Source organism: Halonotius terrestris (assembly GCF_006861665.1).
Classification (GTDB): Archaea; Halobacteriota; Halobacteria; order Halobacteriales; family Haloferacaceae; genus Halonotius; species Halonotius terrestris.
On the sequence record NZ_RKLU01000001.1, the window covers coordinates 586,810 to 607,693 of the forward strand.

The window sequence follows — 20,884 nt, forward strand, 5'->3', positions numbered from 1 at the left end:
GAACGTCATNCCCGGTCACTCNNTGACNTTCGCCGTACTGGGAACGCTCATCCTCGCGTTCGGCTGGTACGGCTTCAACGTCGGCACGGCCTCCGTGGTCAGTGGCGGCGTCTTCAACACGCAAACGCTGAACCTCGTTGCGATGAGCACGACCATCGCCATGGCCTCCGGTGGCCTCGGTGCTGCCGCCGTTGCCTGGCTGAAAACCGGGAAAGTCGACACGCTGTACGTTGCGAACGGCCTGCTGGCCGGCCTCGTCGGCATCACCGCCATTCCGGACACGACCGTCTGGTGGGGTGCCTTCATCGTCGGCGGCCTCGCCGGTGCCCAGCTCCCGCTTGTCTTCGAGTTCGTCTCGGACACGCTCAAGATCGACGACGTCTGTGCTGTCTTCCCCGTCCACGGGAGTGCTGGTGTGCTGGGGACGCTGATGTTCCCGTTCGTTGCCGCACCCGGCGCGCTGAGTAGCAGCGTCGGTGCCCACTTCATCGCACAGCTGACCGGTGTCGTCATCATCGGCGGCTGGACGCTCACCGCAACCGCGATCGTCTGGTACGCCCTCAAAGTCATGGGCGAAGCACGCGTCACCGCCGACCACGAGCAGGAAGGCCTCGACATCTCCGAACACGGCGTCGAGACCTACCCCGAGTTCGGTGGCGACCGCGTCGCGACCGACGGCTTCGGGCCGACTGACAACGACGAGATCCGCACCGACGGCGGCAGCGACGACCACGAGATCCGTACTGACGGCGGCCGCGAGGTCCGCACCGACGGCGGCGACCCGGAACTCAAAATGGTCCTCTCGGTCATCCGTCCGGAGAAACTCGGTGACGTGAAGNANGNGCTCGCNGANGTCGGNGCGCCCTCGCTNACNGTNACNAACGTCTCNGGTCGTGGCNNCCAGCCCGCNAAGAAGGGNNNNTGGCGCGGCGAGGAGTACACCGTCGACCTCCACCAGAAGGTGAAANTCGAGTGNGTCGTCGCCGATGTCGAAGCTGAAGAGGTTGCCGACGCGATCAAGGAAGCAGCCAACACCGGCGAACCCGGCGACGGGAAGATCTTCATCCTCGATGTCGAAGACGCCATCCAGGTCCGAACCGGGAAAGAAGGCACGGAGGCTGTCTAACGCGACTGACGCACTGCTGACTCGATTTCGGCACGGCCGCTCGAACCAAGCCGGGCGGTTGTCCCGAGCCTGATCACCACACTCCGACCGGTTCTTTTTCCGATACGCAATACCCGTCAGTTGCAACACCGTCACTGCGGGCGCGGACGAAGTGAGCGAAGCGACCGTCGGGCTTATTCACCCCGCCGGTGAATCACTCCCACGATGGCGATCACTCCACGCGACGCCCGGTACCCGTTCCTCGCGGCCGCTCGTGCGGCCGTCACGGAGGCGGGTGTCGATCTGGCGGAGTTGGTCGCCACCGACGAACCCGCGGTCGATCGCGGCCGCGAGCGGGTCGAACGCGCGCTGCTGGCCGGCCGCGTGGATTCGGAGACACCCGACCAGTGGCGCGTCGAAGACGAATTACTCTCGTATCCGATCGCCCGCATTCTCGTTTCGTTGCTTGATTCGCCGGCCGCAGTGGAAAAATACGCCGCTGCGGAGGCGAAAACCGCGATCGAGCGGCTACAGGACGACCTCGAAAACGCGGGCGACGAGCTCCGGAGTACCCCCTCGGCCGGCATCGACCGCGAGACGCTGATCACCGAACTCGGATTGGAGGGGTCGATCCGGCCCGAACGCGAGGGGGCGACCACGACGGGCGACGCGACCGCCGGCGACGAGCCAGCGTGGTTCCACGTCGGCGTCGGCACCTACCTCGAACTCGCCTCAGGGGCGCGCGGCGACGGCTGGCGGCTCGTCAATCGAGAACTCAGCGACGGCGCGGTCCGGGTCGAGCGCGAGGAGCTATTTCGCCTGTTGCGGACGGCGATCCGCCGGCGGGTCGCGGAGGGACTGCCGTTCGACGGTCTCAACGAAGACGAGGGCATCGCCGCGGAGTTGGAGGCGGAACTTACTGATCTCCGGCGGCTGCTCTCCGAGCGGACGCGGGTCGGCGAGATCGATTTCGTCGCCCGCGAGCTGTTCCCGCCGTGTATCGAGAACCTACTACAGAAGGCCGAAGACGGGATCGAACTCGAAGGCTTCGAGCAGTTCACGCTGATGGCGTTTCTGACCGGGATCGGGATGGACGCCGACGAGATCGTCGCCTTCTGTGCGGCATCCTCACTGGAGCCGGAGGGGATTCGCTACCAGACCGAGTATCTGAAAGCCGACCGCGGCACGCAGTACCCGCCGCCGTCGTGTGAAACGCTGAGTGCTTACGGGATCTGCCACAACGAGGACGACCACTGGAAAGTCGCCGGCCACCCCCTGGAATACTACCAGCAACAACTGGAGACAGCCGACGACGTCGTCGACTGGCGGGAACAGGCGGCCGACGACTGACATAGAAACAGGAAGCAGAACGGGGCGTTACTCGGTTGGTTCGGAGTCAACGGCCTCGGCAGCGTCGTCGTTGCTGACGCGGGCCAGCCACGCGCCGACGGCAGCCATCAGGAGGACGAAACCGACGAGCGCGCCGATGATCGCCAGCCCGCCGGTACTGGAAAAGCCCTCACCGCCGCCGAAGACGGTCCCGATACCGATGAGACTCACGAGGAACAGCCCGACGGCAGCCGCCGAGACGATCGTTTTGCGGCGGAGATCCGCGTCGATATCCATACGCTCAGTTGCGAGAGCCGTCGCAAAAGGGCTTCGAAACGGGCGACAGCGACGGACGCGACCGTGACGAGCGGTGCGCTCAGCGTGTCCACGTCAGGGGAACCGCCGCAGAAGCACACGTGCCGGCGTGGTGCCCGGGCCACGCACGGCGTGGGTGGTTGTTCGACACGGCCGCTGGGTGGGAACGACGCGGCCACCTAGGCCCATATTTCCTGTCAACTAAAATGTACTGGATATTAGTAATTTCATTCTTTTCAACAAATTAAGTCGAAAACACGGGAGGAGTCGACGACAGCACGGAGACACAACTGCTCAGAGGTCGTCGAGGGTCGTCCGCTCGCTGTGGCCGACGAGTTCCTCGAAATCGATCCCGTCGGCGAGAGCGGTCTCCTTNTTNACGCGGTAGTTCCCNCCGTCNGTGACNTNGAGGTCGCCGGGGTGGAAGAAGTACCAGTCCTCGCGGTCGAAGCGGGCGGCGATNCGNGNNTTCGCGCCGAAGTTCTNNGCGAAGTAGANNAGCGCNTCNACCTCCTCGCCGGAGAGATAGATCGGATCGCCGCTGGAGGATTTGGCTTCGATGGCATAAAACCGGCCGTCGTCGCCGGCCAGCACGTCCGGGAGGTCGCGGTCGGTCGCGCTCCCGCTGGCCGGCGCGCGCATGACCGCGAAGCCGGCCTCGTCGAGGCGGTTGACCAACTCGCGTTCGCGGCGGTCGCCCTTCCGGTTGGCACTCATCGGTGGCGAGAGGCAGTCGTCACGGGGAGTCGTCGCAGGCGGTGCGAGCGATGCAATCGGTACATACGCAGGAATAGACGGGGACGGCCAAAAGGATACGGACGCCAGCTCGGGGACGTTGGGTTAGGGATCGTTGGGTCAGGAATCGTTAGGTCAGAAGTCGTCGGCTACGGGTCCGGCGAGTCACCGCTCGTCAGTGTCTTCAGTGGTCTCCGTGTTGCCAGCACTCTTGTTGAGTTTCTCAGCCACGTCGCCCTCGGCGAGGTTGGTCGATCCGAGGTAGATCAACACGATGGAAGCGAGCAACACGAGATCACCGAGGACGCTGCCCTGCGTCATCGCCATGTACGCGCCGCCGATGACGGAGACGACGGCCAGTCCCAGATACGCCCACCCAACGTTCATACCAGTAGTGCTCCGACCGAGGTGAAAAACGCGACGGTCTACGTGCCGTGATCCCAGCTACCGAGGTACTCGCGCTGCTCGTCGCTCAGCGAGTCATGGGCGACGCCCTCGGCGTCAAGTTTGATCTCGGCGATTTCGCGGTCGAGGTCGTCCGGCACGTCGTGGACGCCGGCCGCGTACTCGTCGCCGTTGGCCGCGAGTTCGCGGACACAGACCGCCTGCACGCCGAAGCTCTGGTCCATCACTTCGACCGGATGGCCGAGCGCGATGGGCGCAGCAAGGTTGACGAGTCGCCCCTCGGCGAGGACGTTGAGCCGGCGGCCGTCGGGCATCTCGTAGGCCTCGACGCCGTCGCGGGCCTCGTAAACATCGACTGCCTTCTCCTCGAGAGCGACGAGGTCGATCTCGATATCGAAGTGGCCCGCGTTCGCCAAGAGGACACCGTCGGGCATCACGTCGAAGTGCTCCTCGACGACGACATCGCGGTTGCCGGTGGTCGTCAGGATGAGGTCGGCCTCGGCGGCGGCCTCCTGCATCGGTTTCACGTCGTAGCCTTCCATGTGGGCTTCGAGGGCTTTCCGCGGGTCGACCTCNGTGACGACGACGTNGGCGTTCTGGCCCNNNGCTTTCTTNGCGACGCCGCGNCCGCAGTCGCCGTAGCCGGCGACGACGACCGTCTTGCCCGCGAAGGAGAGGTTCGTCGTCATCGCGATGTTGGCGAGCGACGCCTCGCCCGTGCCGTGGACGTTGTCGAACAGCCGCTTCATCGGCGTGTCGTTGACGGCGAAGACGGGGTAGTGGAGCTCGCCGTCGTCGTCCATCGCGCGCAGCCGGTGAACGCCCGTCGTCGTCTCCTCGCAGCCGCCGAGGATGGAGTCGATGAGCGCCGGGTGGTCCTGGTGGATGGCGGCGATCATGTCCATCCCGTCGTCGACGGTGATCGTCGGTTCGTGGCCGATGACGGCCTCGATGGCCGCGTAGTAGGTGTCGTCGTCGACGCCGCGCTCCGCGTAGGAGGTGATCTGCTCGTGGGAGTCGAGCGCGGCGCTCACGTCGTCGTGCGTCGACAGNGGGTTNCAGCCGGTGATNGCGACCTCNGCNCCNCCNANGGCNANNAGTTCGNNGAGNNNGGCNGTCTTNGCNTCGACGTGCATCGCCATCCCCACCGTCTCGCCGGCGAGCGGTTGCTCGGCCTCGAACTCCTCGCGGAGCGACTGAAGAATAGGCATGTGCTGGAGCGCCCAGTCCATCTTGCGGCGGCCCTCGCTGCGGGCGGATTCGGGGTCGTCGAGATGTGCGTCGACCGGCAGATACGCGGATTCGCTCATACGGAGGCATCGAGCGAGGCGGTGAAAACGGTACCGAAGACGGCGACGCGGGGATGGCAGGTTACTCGGCGCGAGCAGATTACTCGGCGCGAGCGATCAGGTCGGCGGCGTGCTCGCTCGCCCGCTCGCGGATCGCGGCCTCGTCCAGCGTCTGGACCTCGCGGTCTTCCATCAGGATCTCCCCGTCACAGATCGTGTGGCGCACGTCCGAGCCGCGAACCGCGTAGGCGAGGTGGCTCACGTAGTCGTGGACCGGCGTCAGGTGGGGTGCGTCGAAGTCGACGACCGCGATGTCGGCTGTCCCGCCGGCTTCGAGTTCGCCGACCGGGAGCCCGATGGCCGCTGCGCTGCCTTCGGTCGCCATGCGGACGGCCGATTCGGCGGCGACATCGCGGGCGTCGCCACGGGCGAGTTTGCCGAGCATGGCTGCATCCCGAATCTCGTCAAAGAGGTCGAGATCGTTGTTCGAGGCCGCGCCGTCGGTGCCGAGACCGACGTTGACGCCAGCGTCGAGTAGCTCCTGGATCGGGGCGATCCCGCTTGCGAGTTTCATGTTGGATGCGGGGCAGTGGATCACACTCGCGCCCGTCTCAGCCAGCAGGTCGATTTCGGTCTCGTCGACATGGACGCAGTGGGCGAGGAAGTCGTCGTCGGTGAGCATCCCGAGGTCGTCGGCGTATTCGAGCGGGCGGACGCCGTGCTCGTCGACGACGGGCTCGACCTCGTTTTCCGTCTCGTTGGCGTGGAAGTGCAGCGGGACACCGGCCTCGCGGGCCTGGGGGACGAACTCCTCCAGATACTCGGTCTCAACAGTCGTCAGCGAGTGCGGCATCAGCGCGGTCGTGATCCGGCCGTCGGCCGCGCCGTCGAACTCGCGGGCGATATCGAGGCCCTCCTGTGCGTCGGCGCGAGCCCCTTCGTCGTCTTTGCCGACGCTGATGAAGGCGTGGCAGAGGTTGGCGCGAAGGCCGGAAGCCTCGGTTGCGGCAGCGATCTCGGGGACTTCGAAGTAGCTGTCGGCGAACCCGGTGATCCCGTTTGTGATGAACTCGACGAGGCCGAGTTCGGTGCCGACGCGGATGTCCTCGGGCGTCAACTCCGCTTCGACCGGCCAGATGTCCTCCTGGAGCCAGGAATCTAAGGGTTTGTCGTCGGCGTAGCCGCGGAGCAACGTCATGGCGACGTGGGTGTGGGCGTTGACGAGCCCCGGCATCACCAGCGAGTCGGTTGCGTCGAGCGTTTCGCCGCCGTCGAGGTCGTCAGCAACTTCGAGCACCACGCCGGCCGGCCGATCGATCAGTACGTCGGCCTCGCGCACCTCGAAGTCGGGCGTGAGGACGTGTCCGCCCTCGATGACGACGGTGTCGTCGAATGCCGTCTCGGTCATACCGGCGATTACGGTGCGGGTCTCTTAATCGGACAGGGTCGACAGCGACAGGACTGCGCGATACAGCGATCACTCAGTAGATCGTAAGCGGTCGATCCGCTGGCCAAGCGGTGGTTGGACCTCGAAATAGGTGCGCCACGTCGCCCCCTCGGGATCGACGCCGCGGTGGTCAGCGACCGCCTCGAAGGCGTCGGCCAGTTCGCTTGCACCGACGCGGTCGGCGGCCGCCCGATCCGCGCGGAACTGGAGTTGGCGGCCGCCCCAAAAGAGGACGAGGGCGGCAGCCGCGATCACGAACAGCCCGTTTGAAAAGGCGAGCAGCCCGCCGAACATCGCAGTGGCGACGCCGATGACGACCGCGGCGGCGACCGCGCGGTATTCGAGATACAGGAGACGACCGCGCTGGGCCTCGGCCGTCAGCAGCGCGGTCGCCGTCGCGTCATCGAGCGTGTCGAGAACCCCCTCAGTGAGTAGGAGTTGGCGGCGACCCGGCAGCCCGATGAGCGACACCTGGATCGACGACGGCGCGGCCGTCTCGGAGAAATGGATCGCCGTCGGATCGAGATCGGCTGCCGCGAGCAGCGCGTCGATTGTCTCCTGTTCGTCGGTCGTGGGCGAGCGCGTTTCACGGAGCGATAGCGACACCCGCGGGCCGAGTGCGGCCATCGCTAGAAACAGCACGACGGCGGCGGCGACGAACCACCACGGATCGATAGTGGCCTGCAGTGGGGCGGCGACCGCAGCAGTCATACATCCGACTGCGGCCGACGGCCCCATAGCGGTTCCGCTCCGCTATCCCGTCGTAGCGGAGGGAAAGACAGTTGCCCCAGCGGCGAGAGGTGCGGATATGCGCATCGCCGTGCCCAACAAGGGGCGTCTCCACGAGCCGACGGTGAAGCTACTCGAACGCGCCGGGCTCCGGATCGAAAACGGGGCCGACCGGAAGCTCTACGCCGAGACGGTCGACCCCGACGTGACCGTGCTGTTCGCACGCGCCGCGGACATCCCCGAGTACGTCGCCGACGGCGCGGCCGCCGTCGGGATCACCGGCCTCGATCAGGAACGCGAATCCGGCACCGACCTCGACGAACTGGTCGACCTGGAGTTCGGCCAGTGCCGGCTCGTGTTGGCGGCTCCCGAAGACGGCGAAATCACCGAGCCGGCGCAGTTAGCAGGCAAAACGGTCGCTACCGAGTTCCCGCGAATCACTCGGGAGTACTTCGACGAGCAGGGGATCGACACCGACATTGTCGAGGTCACGGGCGCGACCGAGTTGACGCCGCACGTCGAGATGGCCGACGCCATCGTCGATATCACCTCGACGGGAACGACGCTCGCGGTCAACCGGCTGGCGATCATCGACGAGGTACTGCAGAGTTCGGTGCGGCTGTTCGCACGGCCCGAAACGGCCGACGACGACAAAGTCCAGCAGCTTATGACCGCTTTCGAGTCGGTGCTGGCAGCCGACGACAAACGCTATCTGATGATGAACGTCGCCAGCGAGGATCTGGAAGCGGTCAAAGACGTGATTCCTGGACTCGGCGGGCCGACGGTGATGGACGTTGCCGGCAGCGACGATCTGGCAGTTCATGTCGTCGTCGACGAACGCGAGGTCTTCGAGATCATCAACGACCTCAAAGCCGCGGGCGCGACCGGGATTCTCGTGACCGAAATCGAACGGCTGGTGGAGTAACGCGGCAGCGGTACGGAACGGTCTGTTAGATCGGTTCGTCGGGCTCGTAGTCCGCAGCGACCGATTGGGCTTCAGTCGCGTACTGCTCCTGATTGTCCGGATCAACTGCAGCGAGTTCGTCCTCGTCATCGATGTCGATAGCGGCCGTGATCGGGTCGCTCCGCTGTTGGAGGAGCGTCGCCGACAACTCCTTGCGAAGCTGTTTGGTACCGTCAGTTGTCGCGTACACGAAGGAGATCAGATTGCGGTCATCGTAGCTGCGCTCGACGAGCCAGAGCCGTGGCATATCCGTCCTTGTTGGAGGAGTGAAATGTGGCTGTCGGTCCAGAGAGCGGTCGCGTTACGTTCAATTGTCCTGCCGCCCAATCGACGGTGATGGAGGTCGGAACGCTCCGCGAGCGCGCAAGCGAGTTGCCGACGGAGCCCGGCGTCTACCAGTTTCAGGCCGGCGAGACGGTGCTGTACGTCGGCAAGGCGGTCGATCTGCGCTCGCGGGTTCGTTCGTACGCCGATCCGCGAAGCGACCGCATCGCCCAAATGGTCGCCCGGGCGGAGTCCCTTGAGGTCGCCGTCACCGACACCGAAACGCAGGCCCTCCTGCTCGAAGCGAACCTGATCAAACGCCACCAGCCGCGGTACAACGTCCGGCTCAAGGACGACAAATCCTATCCGCTGGTGCAGCTCACCGAGCACGACGTGCCGCGGATCGAAATCACGCGCGAACCGAACGACGCCGCGACCGTTTTCGGCCCGTTCACCGACAAAGGCCGGATCGAGACCGTCGTCAAGGCGATCCGCCACGTCTACGGCCTTCGCGGCTGTTCGGACCACAAGTATCAGGGCCGGGAGCGACCCTGCCTCGACTACGAGATGGGGCTCTGTACCGCCCCCTGTACCGGCGAGATCGACGCCGAGAGCTACCGCGAGGATGTCGAGGCGGCGATCCGGTTTTTCGAGGGTGAAACCGGCGTGCTGGCTGACCCACTCCGCCGGAAGATGGAAACAGCGTCTCAAGAGCAGGCCTTCGAGCGCGCCGCGAACCTGCGGGATCAACTCGATGTCGTCGAGACGATCCACGACGACAGCGAGCGGGCAGTCGCCGGCGGGAGCGACGAGGTAGTCGCGGACGTACTCGGCGTCGCCGTCGACGGCGACCGCGCGACCGTCGCCCGGCTTCGCAGCGAGCGCGGCCAGCTCGTCGACCGCTCGCGACACAGCCTCGAGGCACCCGACGAGGCCGACGGCGGCGACCGGGTGGCCGCGTTGCTGTCGGCGTTTCTGCCGCAGTATTACGCCGAACGCCCGCTGCCGGATGCAGTCTTACTCTCCGAACGTCCGGCCGATGACGACGTGGTCGCATGGCTAGAACGCGAAGGGGTTGCGGTCCGCGTTCCGGGAGCGGGCCGGGAGGCAACCTTGGTCGATCTCGCACTCAAAAACGCCCGACAGGGCCCGGTCGACGGCGACCCGCTGGGCGTGCTCGGTGAGAAGCTCGGTATCGACCGACCGCGCCGGATCGAGGGGTTCGATGTGAGCCACAGTCAGGGCAAAGCAGTCGTCGGCAGCAACGTCTGTTTCGTCGACGGCAGCGCGGAAACGAGCGACTACCGCCGGAAGCGACTCACCGACCGCAACGACGACTACGCGAACATGCGGGAGTTGATCGAGTGGCGCGCGGTTCGTGCGCTTGAGGGGCGTGACGACCGACCCGATCCGGACCTCCTGCTCATCGATGGCGGTGAGGGACAGTTAGGGGCCGCGATGGACGCCCTCGACAAAACAGGCTGGGACGTGCCGGTCGTCGCGCTCGCCAAAGACCGGGAGTTGGTGATCACGCCGGACCGCGTCTTCGACTGGCCGAGCGACGCCGAGCACCTCCACGTCTGCCAGCGCGGCCGCGACGAGGCCCATCGGTTCGCCGTCCAGTACCACCAACAGCTCCGGGACGACGTTTCGACCGCGCTTGATGGGATTTCGGGTGTGGGCCCCCAGACGCGAAAGCGACTGCTCCGACGGTTCGGCAGCGTCGAGAACGTGCGGGACGCGTCGAAAGCCGACCTACAGGACGTCGACGGCGTCGGCAAGAAAACGGCCGCGAAGCTCGCCGAGCGGCTGTGAGTGGCCGATACCGAATGCCTACATCATTAAGTTAACCCAGCCGATTTCAACGATATGGACTACACGCTTGCGGTCGATAACGCGCCGGAGACGATCAGCGGTGGGACGGGGGTTCTCCTCCTCCACCCCTCGATCGGCGAAACCGACCGGATCGACACGGANTTCCTGAAGACNGANACNGANCACNNNCTCGTNGTNTCGACCCGAACCACCGCCCGCGAGGTNGNACAGAAGNTCGAACACTACGACGTCGACGAGGACCGCGCGGTCATCCTCGATACGCTCTCGGTCGAACGCGGCTACTCCCGTCGCGGTACCGACGACGTCCACTACGTTTCCGCCCCGGACGACCTCGACGGGATCGTCCGGCAGGTCGGCGACTTCCTCGATGAACACGACGGGAAACTCCGGATCAGCGTCGACTCGCTGACCGAGATGATCTACTACGCCGACGAGGACGGCGTCGCCGACGCAACCGAACAGATCCTCGAACTGCTCGTCGAACACGATGCCGTCGGGATCTTCCATCTCTCGAAGGAGGTCCACGACGATGCGGTCATCGAGAAGTTCCGCGACCTCTTCGACGGTGTCATCGACCTCGACGACGACGGCAGCGTCGAAACCGACTTCTGAACGGTCAGCCGAGCCACCGACTCGGCTCAGCTGATCCGATACGTTACTTCGACAGTCGCACTCACAGTCACATCGTCAGGCCGGAGATCGGTTGACGCCGCGTCGGCCATGGCCTCTTCATCGAACCGCGCGTACGACGGTGAGAGCCCGCCACCCGCGGAGGTGACGTGCTGCACGTCGATGATTCCGGAATCGACCCGCTCGGCCAGCACGTCGGCCTCGGTGCGGGCGTTGTCGACGGCGGACTGAAGGGCATCCTCACGCAGCGAGTCGCGGGTCCCATCGGAGAGCGTGTACTCAATGCGGTCGATGGAGTCGGCCCCGCCGTCGATGGCAGCGTCGATGACGTCGCCGGTCGAATCGACGCTGTCGATGTCGAGGGTAAACGAGTGGGTGCCGAAGTAGACTGGCTCGTCGGGCGTTTCGGACTCGGGGAGTCGCGGCGGGACGCGCTCCTCTCGAATGCTGAACCGACCGGTCGTGATCTGCTCGTCGCTGAGGCCGGCCTCGCGGAGGGCTTGGGTGAGCCGCTCGGAGTCCGTCGAGAGTTGGTCCCGAACGCTGGCCGCGGTGTCACCAGTGGCTTCGACGCTCACTTCGACGACAGCCCGATCCGGTGGGGCCTGCATCTCGGCTGTGCCAGTGACAGTGATCGTTCGGAGGTTGCTATCGCCACCTGTCGCGCCCGACTGGGCGGCACTAAGACAGCCGGAGAGGGCAGTCGTCCCGGCGGCTGCGACACCGAGAAGGAGGGTTCGTCGGTCCATGGCTGAGAGACAGGCGCGGAAAGGATAGGCGTTGTGCAGGGTGAAACAGGGATATGAGCGCGTCTGGAGCGCGAAATACTCGGCTGCCGTGCTATTCCTGCAGTTCCGCGAAGGTCTTTTCCGCCCACTCGACGCCGTAGTCGGCCCCGTGATCGCGGTAGGCACCCGTATCGAGCGCGCTGAACGGCGTCGGAATCTCGAGATCGTGTTTGATCGCCGCGCAGGCGTACTCCGTCGCTTCCGCGAACGTCATCTCGTCGTGAGCGACCGCCCGCGAGAGGTCGCCGAGGCGACCTTCGAGTCGCTGGCCGGCATCGACCCACGCCTCATGCAGGGATTCGAACTCGCTTTCGTCGGCCCACGAGGCGAAGACCGGGCGCGTCTGGAGGCCGACCCAGCCGTCGAAGAGCGCGGCGGCGATCTGATACACGTCGGCCCCGCCGAGGCCGACGGCGGCGTCGAGGTCGGCGTAGGCATCGGCGAAGAATGGGAGGAAGTGTTCGGGGACGCTGCAGTCGATTTTGACGAACGCCTCGGCGATGAGGAAATCGAGGAACGGGTCGGGCGTTCCCTCAGCCCGCTGTTTCAGCAGGACCGTCGGCGGCTCGGTCTGGGTAGTCCAGACGACGGTGCCGTCGCCGGGCATCCCGATCGTGAACGGGGAGCCAGCGTACTTCTGCAGGACTGTGGGCGCGGTCTCGGGCACCCACTCTGCGGGGTAGCTGGCGGGATCGATACTGTCGGCGAGCAGGCCGAGGTCCTCGGCGACAGCGGGCGGCAGCGTCTCGAAATCGGTGTCAACATCGAGTACTGTCGCCGCTGGAGCGTACCGCCCGCGGGCGGCCGCGACGGGCGGCGACAGCGTTCGTTCGGTGAACATCAGGCGAACACGAACGAGAGGATGATACCGACGGCGAAGACAGCCGATAGGAGCACGGTGCCGAGAACGACTTTGGTAGCCTGAGACATGTCCCGCTCTTCTCGGTCGGTCCAAATAAAGCCTTCATGTCGGCAGGATTCGGGCGTGGAATCAGTCGAACGCCGTATTCGACACCGCCGGTCGCCCCGAATTTTATGCAGGTCGATGTGATATACGATCACATGGATGTCCGGGACGCCGTCGAAGAGGACGCCGAGTCGATCGCGGCACTGGCCGACGTGCCGGCGGATGTGATTCGGAACCTCGTCCACGACCGCAGCGTCCGGGTCGCCGAACGGCAACAGGCCGGCAACGATCCCAACGCCGACACCGACGCGCTTGAATCCGAGCTGTTGGGGTTCGTGAGTTTTGACGTTCACGACCAAACCGTCCACGTCACGCAGGTCGGCGGGACGAAGGAGGCCTGCGAGCGACTCCTGAGCGAGCCGGTGCGGTTCGCCGCCGCCGAAGGGCTGGACGTCGAGCTATTGGTCGAACAGTCCGCGACCGACCTTCAGACCGCAGCGCAGGCCGCAGGATTTCAGGAAGACGGCGACGGGCCCGTGTTCCGTGGGTCGCCGACGATCCGGTATCATCAGGAGCCCTAACGACGCGAATCGACGGACAAACCGAGACGGGGAAACGAGCCGAGACGGGCGAACGGGCCGACTCAGGCGAACTTCCGGACGGTCATCTCTAGGGTGTCGAGATCGACGATCGGGGCATGCGCCACGTCGGGGTCGATGTTGACTTTCTTTTGGAACGCGGTTTGGGCCTGCCAGCAGCCGCTGTTGACCGCGAGGACGTTGTGGTATTTGCCCCAGCCGAGTTTGTGGACGTGGCCGGTATGGAAGATGTCAGGGACCGTGTCGATAGTGAGATAGTCCTTCGTTTCGGGTGCAAGTCGCATTTTGCCGCCGTACTGGGGGGCGACGTGGCGTTTCTTCAGGAGTTGGTGCATCGCCTTGTGGGGGTTGTCGTAGCTGGCTTTCTCCTCGGGGAGTTCGGCGATCACCTCGTCCAGCGAAACGCCGTGATACATCAGGATCGAGACGCCCTCGATGGTGACCGTCGAGGGGTTGCCTGTGATTTTCGGATCGTGTGCCGACATGATGTTTCGGAGTTCCTCATCGAAGCCGGGTTGGGGTTCGGCCAGCCGGACGGCGTCGTGGTTGCCGGGGATCATCACGATCTCCATATCGCCGGGGACGGCTTTGAGATGCTCCGAGAAGGCTTCGTACTGATCGAAGATGTCGATGATATCGAGTTCCTCGTCCTGGCCGGGATAGACGCCGACGCCNTCNACCATGTCGCCNGCGATNAGCAGGTANTCNACGNGNTCGGCGNCCTCGGTGTGNAGCCAGTCNGNNAAGCGNTGCCACGCGTCGGCCATGAACTCCTNGNNGCCGACGTGGACNTCNGAGATGAGGGCGGCCTGAACGTGGCGGTCGGCCGTACTCGGGCGGAAGGTCCGGGGGACATCGGGGAAATGAATCGAGTCGGTAAACAGGATGCCGGAGTCGTCGGCGAGCGTTCCTTGGACGGCGATACACTCGTCGAGGAGGAGTTCGTCGACTAACTCGGCGATGGGCCGGTCTTTCATCACGAGCGCGGGGAAGGTTCCGGTTGTGTCTTCGAGTTCGATCAGCCAGTGGCCGCTGGCCGTCGAGCGGATGTCGTTGACGAGGCCGATCATTTCGGCGTCGCTGCCGCCCGGCATGTCGGCGATAGCCGACGCGGGGCGGTGGTTGACTCGACTCTTGAGGAGCTTTGAGAGCCGTTCGTAGCGATCCCGGAACGTCGTCACGAACTGGCTATACTCGCCAGTGCCGGTACTCTGACCGGTGATGTCGCCGGTGATTTCGGCGGGCGTCGGGTTTCGATTCTGGGCGTGGCTGGCGGTTTCTGTTGGTTCGTCAACCACTTCTTTACGCCCGGTCGAGTTCGACCCCTCTGTTTCGTATGGAGATTCCGACTCTGTCGCTTGGTTTGTCTGTGTTGTGGTTGCAGTCGAAGATGGGGTGTTTGCGGGCGTCTGTTGGGGGCTCTCAGGCTGTGAATCGGGGGATTCCGGCGGCTCTGCAGCGGCGGATTCGGACGGGGACGACGGAGTAGAAACGGCCGCGCCGGTAGCAACGGCGTCGGTATCGAGACACGCCCGGACATCGCTGCTCGTGATGCGGAGGGTGTCGTCGCCGGCCGCCGAGACGACGGCTTCGATGGCGGCAGCCGGATCATCTGCGCGGGCGAGCAGCGTGACCGCCTCGCGGTCGGCGTTGTAGCCGTGGCGGGCCAGCGTTTGGACGATCCGGGAGGGCGTCTCCGATGGCACGACCGAACGGTAGGTAGCTCCGGGCAAAAACGTGCCGGGAGCAACGTAGCGGAGGAATCGGATGCCGAGAGCGACGGAGCGGAGGAATCTGAACGAGTGTGTGGCGAGTGAAGCGACCGTAGATGGGCGACCGGAGCCGGTTTCGATGTAGTCAGAAGGTTCAAACAGACCGCGGGTGAACGACTGGTAATGAGTTCCGGCGATCGTCAGCCATCGGATGACGAACCGGGAGGCGAAGATTCGATGGCCGACGAGTACACAGCCGAGTCGATGGGTGACGACGATACGGCCGAGCGCGACGACGAATCAGTGGGTAGCCCTCCAATATCCACGGACAACGGGGCCAGCAGCGACCCGTGGTGGAAGCAACTCTGGACCGCGAACGACGGCCCGCTGCTGTTCGTCCGCGAGTTGCTGTTGAGTCTGGCGATCGTGAGCGTCATCGGGCTGACCCTGTTTGCGATCAGCGGCGTCTGGCCCCCGATGGTCGCCGTCGAGAGCGACAGCATGGAGCCGAACATCAATCAGTACGATCTCGTCGTCGTCAGCGAGGCCGGACGCTACGCCGCCCCAGAGGCCAACGAACAGGGGCTCGTTATGGCCGCAAACGGCGGCGACCACGAATCGTTCAACAGACCGGGGAGCGTGATCGTCTACGACCACCCCGGCCGGGTCGGCTCGCCGATTATCCACCGGACGCACTTCACCGTCGACGAGGGTGAAAACTGGTACGACCGCGCCGACCCCGACGCCATCACAGCCGAGAACTGTGTAGAATTGAATGGGTGTCCGGCTCCGCACGCGGGGTATATCACGAAAGGCGACAACAACGCGCGATACGACCAAGCCAGCGGGATCGCCCCCGTCGTCAGACCGCGGTGGGTCGATGGCGTCGCGCAAGTCCGAATCCCGTATCTCGGGCGGCTTCGGTTGGTGCTGCTCGGAACCGCGACGACCGGATCGAGCGAAATCGTGAGTTCGACGACGACAACCGCTTCCGTGAGTCCAGTAGCACCGGCAACAACGACGACTGTTTCAGGTGGAACTGCAGCCTAAATCGAGGAGAAATCCGTCGTCAGTTATCGAACCGGGCTTGAACGAACGGCTGGACNTCCTCGANNTCGCCGANNCGGGAGTCNGANAGCANNACGGCNTCNGTNTCGTCGATAGGAACCGATAGGGAGATCTCCTTCGTGCGGCCGTAACGTCCCTTCGAGACGACGACGGCGTTGACGATGCCGAGCATGTCGAGTTCGGAGATGAGGTCCGTGACGCGCCGNTGGGTGAGTACGTCGGCGTCGACCTCGCCGCAGAGCCGCTTGTAGATGTTGAACACCTCGCCGGTGTTGATGTTGTGNACGCCGTTNTTCTCCANNAGNATGATNGNNNANAGGACGATCTTGCTCTGGGTCGGAAGCGTTCGGACGACCTCGACGACGCGGTCGAGTTCGATCTTGTCCTGAGCCTGCCGGACGTGTTCCTCCTCAACGACATCGGCCTGTCCGCGCTCGGCGAGTTCGCCGGCGGTCCGCAGCAAGTCGAGCGCGCGGCGGGCGTCGCCGTGTTCCTGGGCNGCNAANGCGGCACACAGCGGGATNACGTCGNCGNCGAGCGAATCGGCCTCGAACGCGACTTCGGCGCGCTGTTGGAGGATGTCCCGGAGCTGGTTCGCGTCGTACGGCGGGAAGACGATCTCCTCCTCGCCGAGGCTCGACTTTACCCGGGGGTCGAGGAAGTCGGTGAACTTCAGGTCGTTCGAGATACCCATGATTGAGACGCGAGAGTTCTCCAGCTCCGAGTTCATCCGCGAGAGGTTGTACAGCGTGTCGTCCCCGGACTTCTCGACGAGCTTGTCGATCTCGTCGAGCATGATGACGACCACTCGCTCGTGGTAGTCGACGGCNTCGAAGAANNTNTNNTANACNCGGTCGGTCGGCCANCCGGTCATCGGNNCNGNCTCCATCTCCTCGGCGTCATCGCGGAGGGCGTCGATCCGCTCCTCGACGGCTTCGACGGACTCGTATTCCTCGTTGGCGATCGGGAGCGTTCCCTCGGGGGTATCCTCGCCGTCGGCTTCGGCGTCGGGAATGCTGACGACCGTTTCCTCGGCGTCGTCGACGACTGGGGAGTCGTCTTCTGCCGAGGAAATGGCGTCGGTCAACTCGATGGAGTCCGTCGAATCGTCGTCGGCGGTTTCGGAATCGGAGTCGGTGTCGGCAGCGTCGTCGGCGGTTTCGGCGTCGGCCTCGGCGGCGAGTTCGTCGCGGACGGTTTCGAGTGCGTCGATCCGGGACTCGATGAGGGCGACGTTCTTCTCGATGAATTTGTTGGCGAGCTGTGCGAGGACGCGGTACTGGGTATCGGTGACCTCGCAGTTGATGTACTCGACCTCGCAGGGCACGTCGTACTTCTGNGAGGTGNNNTCGAGCTCNTNGNNGACGAACTTCGCGCTNGCNGTCTTCCCGGTNCCGGTCTTTCCGTAGATGAGGATGTTCGAGGGCGTGTCGCCCCGGAGCGCCGTGACGAGGATNGTCGCCATNTNGTTGATCTGNTCNTNGCGGTGNGGNAGNTNNNGNGGNGTNTAGGANGGNCGAAGGACCTCCTTGTTCTCGAAGATCGGTTCGCCGGAGAGGAGATCGTCGAACAGGCCTTCGCTCTCGCCGTCCTCGGGCGTGTCGGGGTCAGTGTCCAGAACGCTGTCGATATCGAGATCCGAGGAGGCCGTCGAGCGGTCCCGACTTGATTCGGCCGACTCGGTTGTTTCGGGGATGTCAAGCGGAACGTCGGTCTGGAGGCCATCGGTAGCGGATTCGGACCCGTCGGTGGGAGAATCTGAATCGCCGGTGTCGGATCCATCAGCAGGAGATTCGTCGGTAGCGGAATCAGAATCAGAATCGGGATCAGCTCCGTGGTCGGAGCTGTCGTCGGCGACGGCGTCCAACGATTCGGGGGTCGGTTCTGGAATGTCGGGCGGCGACGCAGTTGCCTCAGAGGCCGGTTCAGCTGCCTCGGAGCGGTCGGTATCCGTCGCTGGCGACTCGGCGTCGACGTCAGTGGACTCCGCGTCCGTCTCGGTGTTCTCCTTCGTCATGTTCCCCCTCGTTTCGGGTGGAATAGCCGACAGATACCGTCCAAACACAGCGGAGGAAGCCGTATACCGGGGATTCAGTTTGGGTGGGGACTGTAGGCGTATTCTGGTAGTGCAGGCGAAACAGAGGGAGAGATAGTACAAAAACGTTCTCCCTTTGTCTCATATTTGTCATCCGGCCTCATACACCATGAGACGGACGGGTGAGAGCGATCCCGGCCGAGTTGGCGAGGGGAGTGGTAGGGAGTGGCAGAGGAGTAGTAGTTGGCAGTGGCGGTAGTCAGAGTAGGAGCGGACTGGTAGGAACGCGATCACTGCTCGATGTGCAGCTGGCGGGAGTGAACATACCGGCGAATCGGAAGGAAACGGACGGGAAACGGAGGGATATCTCGGGCTGTGGAACCCCCCACCCCTTCGTTTCAACTGGAACGTTGTGTGATTGTGACCTCACAGAACCGGATTAGTTTATTCTAGGTGTTTTTGTCATAAATATAAACAACATCTCAAATAATATTATTTGTCTTTCTTGTTCTACGGGTCTGTTTTCCTAGGTCAGATAATAAAGATTGTGGTAGTACTAGCCATCGCTGACGGGGTGGCTATTGTAGCGGTTCCACCCGAAACAAAGGGGTGGGGGGCTAGATACCACCGACACCCTCTCGGTTCGGCACCCTCCTCGCTACTACCTTCTTCTCAGTCGTTATTATCCACCGATAATTCCGGCTGTCGGCACTCGATTCCGCCGGCTCACCCGGGCCTGACGCAGTGTTTAAGTGTTCCCGGGGTGCAAAGTGGGTCATACGCCCTTCCACGCGAAACAGGGGAGGCGCGGGAGTTCAGGATGGGTCTACTCACAAACCTCAAGGACAGCGTCTCGCGGGTCACCGACCGGCTGTTCGCCTCCGACGATCCGAAACGGATCGGAATCTACGGACCGCCGAACGCCGGGAAGACGACCCTCGCGAACCGTATCGCACGTGACTGGACTGGCGACGCTATCGGTCCCGAAAGCCACGTTCCACACGAAACACGCCGGGCACGACGCAAGGAAGGCGTCGATATCGAACGCAACGGCCGCTCGGTCACCATCGACATCGTCGACACTCCCGGTGTCGCCACCAAGGTCGACTACAAGGAGTTCCTCGANCACGACATCGAGAANGANGACGCNNTCCGTCGNTCCCGNGAGGCGACCGAGGGGGTCGCGGAGGCGATGCACTGGCTCCGCGAGGACGTCGACGGCGTCATCTACGTGCTCGACGCCACGACGGACCCGTTCACGCAGGTAAACACGATGCTNATCGGNATCATCGAGAGCCNGGANCTCCCCGTNCTCATCTTCGCCAACAAGATCGACCTCGACGAGGCCGATATCAAACGGGTCGCCGACGCCTTCCCCCAGCACGAAACCGTCCCACTGTCGGCCCTCGAGGGCGACAACATGGACGAGGTGTACGACAAAATCGCGGAGTACTTCGGATAATGCCTGAAGCAACCCCCTCGGATTCGGCGGACTCCGAAAACGGCGTCCAGATCGATCTGATCAGCGGCTCGCGGATGGAAGGCCTCCGGAGCATGGAGAAGATCCGGCTAATCCTCGACGGCGTCCGTGACGGTAACATCGTCATCCTCGAGGATGGACTGTCGCCCGACGAGGAATCCAAACTCATCGAGGTCACGATGACCGAGATCAGCCCCGACGAGTTCAGCGGGATCGAGATAGAGAGCTATCCACACGAGGAGGCTGCCGATCAGAGTTTCCTCGACCGCCTGATGGGCCGGGAATCCACGAAGAAACTGACCGTCATCGGCCCGGCCAACCAGATCGAAACCCTGCACAAGGACGACCAACTCATCAGCGCGTTGGTCTCCCGGAAGTAGCGTCATGCCCCACCAGTGTACCAACTGCGGCCACGTCTTCCCCGACGGCTCCAAGGAGATGCTCTCGGGGTGTCCCGACTGCGGCGGCAACAAGTTCCAGTTCAAACAGGGCTCAGTCGACGATGTCGCTGACGACGACGAGGAGCAGGCGACGCTCGACGATGCCGCCCCGGCTGGTGAGTCCGCATCGTCCGATCCGGAGCCGGCCACAGAATCCACTGGCACACCCGAAGCTCCTGCTGAGACGACCGAGACAACCGACCCGGCTAAGACGACCGACCCGGCTAAGACGACCGACCCGACCGATGCTGAAGTCCTCGACGACGACCGCTCGCCGGGCGGCGAATCACCGGCCCAATCGAGTGCCCGCTCGGATATCGTCTCCGACGACGAACTCCCAGATTCTCCGCCGCCAGCTGACTCTCAGCAACCAACGGATCAGTCTCCCCCCGACGCCGCCGACGCAGGTGACGCGGCGGCCGACGAAGCGACTTCGTCGAGCCTCGATCAACTCCGCCAAGAGCTCAACGATCAGTTCGAAAGCATCCGCATCGTCAGCCCGGGCCAGTACGAACTGAACCTGATGGAGCTCTACGACCGCAACGAGTACATCATCTCGCTGCGCGAGGACGGTCGCTACGTCATCGAAGTCCCCGACGGCTGGGGTGCTGACGAACCGACGTAGCGACGTTTTCTTTTTGTCGATAGTTTTCAGAAATCGGTTGCGTGAGATGGATTGGTGTAGAAAGCCCTCGACGTTCTCGACTCCCAGGACTCGCTGCGCGCTTCGTCGCTCGTTTCGCTCGCTCCTGTAGTGCTTGCGTCGTCCGGGTTCGCCGAGAACGTCTCGCCCTTTCAGTCTACCAG

At 64.1% G+C, this 20,884-nt stretch carries 22 protein-coding genes (1 of these 22 cut by a window edge); 10 read left to right on the plus strand and 12 right to left on the minus strand.

Features of this window, described 5'->3' with window-relative positions; genetic code table 11:
• Both EGH24_RS03100 and EGH24_RS03105 read left to right on the plus strand, forming a co-directional pair.
• Positions 1–1,126, plus strand: partial view of an ammonium transporter gene (locus EGH24_RS03100; RefSeq protein WP_142978700.1) — the 3' portion only. Its footprint begins 614 nt before the window's first position; 1,126 of the gene's 1,740 nt are visible here — the last part of the coding sequence; the start codon falls outside the window, past its left edge; the stop codon is at positions 1,124–1,126.
• A gap of 204 nt (positions 1,127–1,330) precedes the next feature.
• Positions 1,331–2,455, plus strand: a complete 1,125-nt coding sequence (locus EGH24_RS03105; protein WP_321167806.1) for a DNA primase large subunit PriL — start codon at positions 1,331–1,333, stop codon at positions 2,453–2,455.
• Between the two features lie 27 nt (positions 2,456–2,482).
• On the opposite strand, the gene EGH24_RS03110 is transcribed toward EGH24_RS03105, so the two are convergent.
• From EGH24_RS03110 to EGH24_RS03135, 6 genes are all read right to left on the minus strand, one after another.
• On the minus strand, positions 2,483–2,731 hold the full coding sequence (locus tag EGH24_RS03110; RefSeq protein ID WP_142978701.1) for a DUF7472 family protein: 249 nt from the start codon (positions 2,729–2,731) through the stop codon (positions 2,483–2,485).
• Between the two features lie 312 nt (positions 2,732–3,043).
• Positions 3,044–3,466, minus strand: a complete 423-nt coding sequence (gene hjc / locus EGH24_RS03115) for a Holliday junction resolvase Hjc (protein WP_142978702.1) — start codon at positions 3,464–3,466, stop codon at positions 3,044–3,046.
• A gap of 183 nt (positions 3,467–3,649) precedes the next feature.
• Entirely contained in the window at positions 3,650–3,871 is a 222-nt protein-coding gene (locus EGH24_RS03120) for a hypothetical protein (RefSeq protein WP_142978703.1), read from the minus strand.
• 38 nt (positions 3,872–3,909) lie between these two features.
• Positions 3,910–5,199 (minus strand): adenosylhomocysteinase, encoded by a 1,290-nt coding sequence (locus tag EGH24_RS03125; protein WP_142978704.1) that lies wholly within the window; start codon positions 5,197–5,199, stop codon positions 3,910–3,912.
• 79 nt (positions 5,200–5,278) lie between these two features.
• Positions 5,279–6,586: an amidohydrolase gene (locus tag EGH24_RS03130; protein ID WP_142978705.1), complete on the minus strand. Its 1,308-nt coding sequence runs from the start codon at positions 6,584–6,586 to the stop codon at positions 5,279–5,281.
• Between the two features lie 69 nt (positions 6,587–6,655).
• Entirely contained in the window at positions 6,656–7,336 is a 681-nt protein-coding gene (locus tag EGH24_RS03135; protein ID WP_142978706.1) for a peptidase, read from the minus strand.
• 97 nt (positions 7,337–7,433) lie between these two features.
• On the opposite strand from EGH24_RS03135, the gene hisG reads away from it, so the two are divergent.
• Positions 7,434–8,279, plus strand: a complete 846-nt coding sequence (hisG, locus tag EGH24_RS03140; RefSeq protein WP_142978707.1) for an ATP phosphoribosyltransferase — start codon at positions 7,434–7,436, stop codon at positions 8,277–8,279.
• Between the two features lie 25 nt (positions 8,280–8,304).
• Here hisG and EGH24_RS03145 read toward each other — a convergent pair whose 3' ends face one another.
• Positions 8,305–8,565 (minus strand): hypothetical protein, encoded by a 261-nt coding sequence (locus EGH24_RS03145; RefSeq protein ID WP_142978708.1) that lies wholly within the window; start codon positions 8,563–8,565, stop codon positions 8,305–8,307.
• Between the two features lie 89 nt (positions 8,566–8,654).
• Between EGH24_RS03145 and EGH24_RS03150 the strand changes: the two genes are divergently transcribed.
• Together EGH24_RS03150 and EGH24_RS03155 are read left to right on the plus strand one after the other, a co-directional pair.
• Positions 8,655–10,397 (plus strand): excinuclease ABC subunit C, encoded by a 1,743-nt coding sequence (locus tag EGH24_RS03150; protein ID WP_142978795.1) that lies wholly within the window; start codon positions 8,655–8,657, stop codon positions 10,395–10,397.
• Between the two features lie 54 nt (positions 10,398–10,451).
• On the plus strand, positions 10,452–11,030 hold the full coding sequence (locus tag EGH24_RS03155) for a DUF7090 family protein (protein ID WP_142978709.1): 579 nt from the start codon (positions 10,452–10,454) through the stop codon (positions 11,028–11,030).
• A 26-nt stretch (positions 11,031–11,056) separates the two neighbouring features.
• On the opposite strand, the gene EGH24_RS03160 is transcribed toward EGH24_RS03155, so the two are convergent.
• The 3 genes from EGH24_RS03160 to EGH24_RS15930 all read right to left on the minus strand — a co-directional run bounded on the left by EGH24_RS03160 (position 11,057) and on the right by EGH24_RS15930 (position 12,766).
• Positions 11,057–11,797 carry an SIMPL domain-containing protein gene (locus tag EGH24_RS03160; protein WP_142978710.1) on the minus strand — a complete coding sequence of 247 codons (741 nt, stop codon included), beginning with the start codon at positions 11,795–11,797 and terminating at the stop codon, positions 11,057–11,059.
• A 91-nt stretch (positions 11,798–11,888) separates the two neighbouring features.
• Positions 11,889–12,677 (minus strand): DUF7089 family protein, encoded by a 789-nt coding sequence (locus EGH24_RS03165; RefSeq protein WP_142978711.1) that lies wholly within the window; start codon positions 12,675–12,677, stop codon positions 11,889–11,891.
• The gene (locus tag EGH24_RS15930; protein WP_449271756.1) at positions 12,677–12,766 is read right to left on the minus strand and encodes a hypothetical protein; all 90 of its coding nucleotides are present in this window, start codon (positions 12,764–12,766) and stop codon (positions 12,677–12,679) included. Before EGH24_RS15930 ends, EGH24_RS03165 begins: the two co-directional genes overlap by 1 nt.
• A 132-nt stretch (positions 12,767–12,898) precedes the next feature.
• Here EGH24_RS15930 and EGH24_RS03170 point away from each other — a divergent pair, with 132 nt between their 5' ends.
• The gene (locus tag EGH24_RS03170; RefSeq protein ID WP_142978712.1) at positions 12,899–13,324 is read left to right on the plus strand and encodes a hypothetical protein; all 426 of its coding nucleotides are present in this window, start codon (positions 12,899–12,901) and stop codon (positions 13,322–13,324) included.
• Positions 13,325–13,386: 62 nt separating this feature from the next.
• Here EGH24_RS03170 and EGH24_RS03175 read toward each other — a convergent pair whose 3' ends face one another.
• Complete coding sequence (locus EGH24_RS03175; RefSeq protein WP_142978713.1) at positions 13,387–15,048, minus strand: DNA-directed DNA polymerase II small subunit; 1,662 nt, start codon at positions 15,046–15,048, stop codon at positions 13,387–13,389.
• 189 nt (positions 15,049–15,237) lie between these two features.
• On the opposite strand from EGH24_RS03175, the gene EGH24_RS03180 reads away from it, so the two are divergent.
• Positions 15,238–16,104: a S26 family signal peptidase gene (locus tag EGH24_RS03180; RefSeq protein ID WP_142978714.1), complete on the plus strand. Its 867-nt coding sequence runs from the start codon at positions 15,238–15,240 to the stop codon at positions 16,102–16,104.
• A 19-nt stretch (positions 16,105–16,123) separates the two neighbouring features.
• Here the strand turns inward: EGH24_RS03180 and EGH24_RS03185 are convergent, their stop codons facing one another.
• Positions 16,124–18,139, minus strand: a complete 2,016-nt coding sequence (locus EGH24_RS03185; protein WP_246057876.1) for a Cdc6/Cdc18 family protein — start codon at positions 18,137–18,139, stop codon at positions 16,124–16,126.
• Between the two features lie 838 nt (positions 18,140–18,977).
• Between EGH24_RS03185 and EGH24_RS03190 the strand changes: the two genes are divergently transcribed.
• From EGH24_RS03190 to EGH24_RS03200, 3 genes are read left to right on the plus strand one after another with little or no spacing between them, the layout of a single operon-like run.
• The gene (locus EGH24_RS03190) at positions 18,978–19,619 is read left to right on the plus strand and encodes an Era-like GTP-binding protein (RefSeq protein ID WP_142978715.1); all 642 of its coding nucleotides are present in this window, start codon (positions 18,978–18,980) and stop codon (positions 19,617–19,619) included.
• Complete coding sequence (locus EGH24_RS03195; RefSeq protein WP_142978716.1) at positions 19,619–20,017, plus strand: DUF2073 domain-containing protein; 399 nt, start codon at positions 19,619–19,621, stop codon at positions 20,015–20,017. Before EGH24_RS03190 ends, EGH24_RS03195 begins: the two co-directional genes overlap by 1 nt.
• 4 nt (positions 20,018–20,021) lie before the next feature.
• Positions 20,022–20,702 (plus strand): OapC/ArvC family zinc-ribbon domain-containing protein, encoded by a 681-nt coding sequence (locus EGH24_RS03200; RefSeq protein WP_142978717.1) that lies wholly within the window; start codon positions 20,022–20,024, stop codon positions 20,700–20,702.
• Positions 20,703–20,884 lie beyond the last annotated feature (182 nt).

What these genes read in the sequence shown, in the direction of transcription:
- EGH24_RS03150 (WP_142978795.1), top strand. Translation starts at nt 8,655, where the DNA reads ATGGAGGTCGGAACGCTCCGCGAGCGCGCAAGCGAGTTGCCGACGGAG.
- EGH24_RS03110 (WP_142978701.1), bottom strand. Translation starts at nt 2,731, where the DNA reads ATGGATATCGACGCGGATCTCCGCCGCAAAACGATCGTCTCGGCGGCT.
- EGH24_RS03130 (WP_142978705.1), bottom strand. Translation starts at nt 6,586, where the DNA reads ATGACCGAGACGGCATTCGACGACACCGTCGTCATCGAGGGCGGACAC.
- EGH24_RS03135 (WP_142978706.1), bottom strand. Translation starts at nt 7,336, where the DNA reads ATGACTGCTGCGGTCGCCGCCCCACTGCAGGCCACTATCGATCCGTGG.
- EGH24_RS03180 (WP_142978714.1), top strand. Translation starts at nt 15,238, where the DNA reads ATGAGTTCCGGCGATCGTCAGCCATCGGATGACGAACCGGGAGGCGAA.
- EGH24_RS15930 (WP_449271756.1), bottom strand. Translation starts at nt 12,766, where the DNA reads ATGTCTCAGGCTACCAAAGTCGTTCTCGGCACCGTGCTCCTATCGGCT.
- EGH24_RS03105 (WP_321167806.1), top strand. Translation starts at nt 1,331, where the DNA reads ATGGCGATCACTCCACGCGACGCCCGGTACCCGTTCCTCGCGGCCGCT.
- EGH24_RS03160 (WP_142978710.1), bottom strand. Translation starts at nt 11,797, where the DNA reads ATGGACCGACGAACCCTCCTTCTCGGTGTCGCAGCCGCCGGGACGACT.
- EGH24_RS03200 (WP_142978717.1), top strand. Translation starts at nt 20,022, where the DNA reads ATGCCCCACCAGTGTACCAACTGCGGCCACGTCTTCCCCGACGGCTCC.
- EGH24_RS03120 (WP_142978703.1), bottom strand. Translation starts at nt 3,871, where the DNA reads ATGAACGTTGGGTGGGCGTATCTGGGACTGGCCGTCGTCTCCGTCATC.
- EGH24_RS03195 (WP_142978716.1), top strand. Translation starts at nt 19,619, where the DNA reads ATGCCTGAAGCAACCCCCTCGGATTCGGCGGACTCCGAAAACGGCGTC.
- EGH24_RS03145 (WP_142978708.1), bottom strand. Translation starts at nt 8,565, where the DNA reads ATGCCACGGCTCTGGCTCGTCGAGCGCAGCTACGATGACCGCAATCTG.
- EGH24_RS03165 (WP_142978711.1), bottom strand. Translation starts at nt 12,677, where the DNA reads ATGTTCACCGAACGAACGCTGTCGCCGCCCGTCGCGGCCGCCCGCGGG.
- hisG (WP_142978707.1), top strand. Translation starts at nt 7,434, where the DNA reads ATGCGCATCGCCGTGCCCAACAAGGGGCGTCTCCACGAGCCGACGGTG.
- EGH24_RS03170 (WP_142978712.1), top strand. Translation starts at nt 12,899, where the DNA reads ATGGATGTCCGGGACGCCGTCGAAGAGGACGCCGAGTCGATCGCGGCA.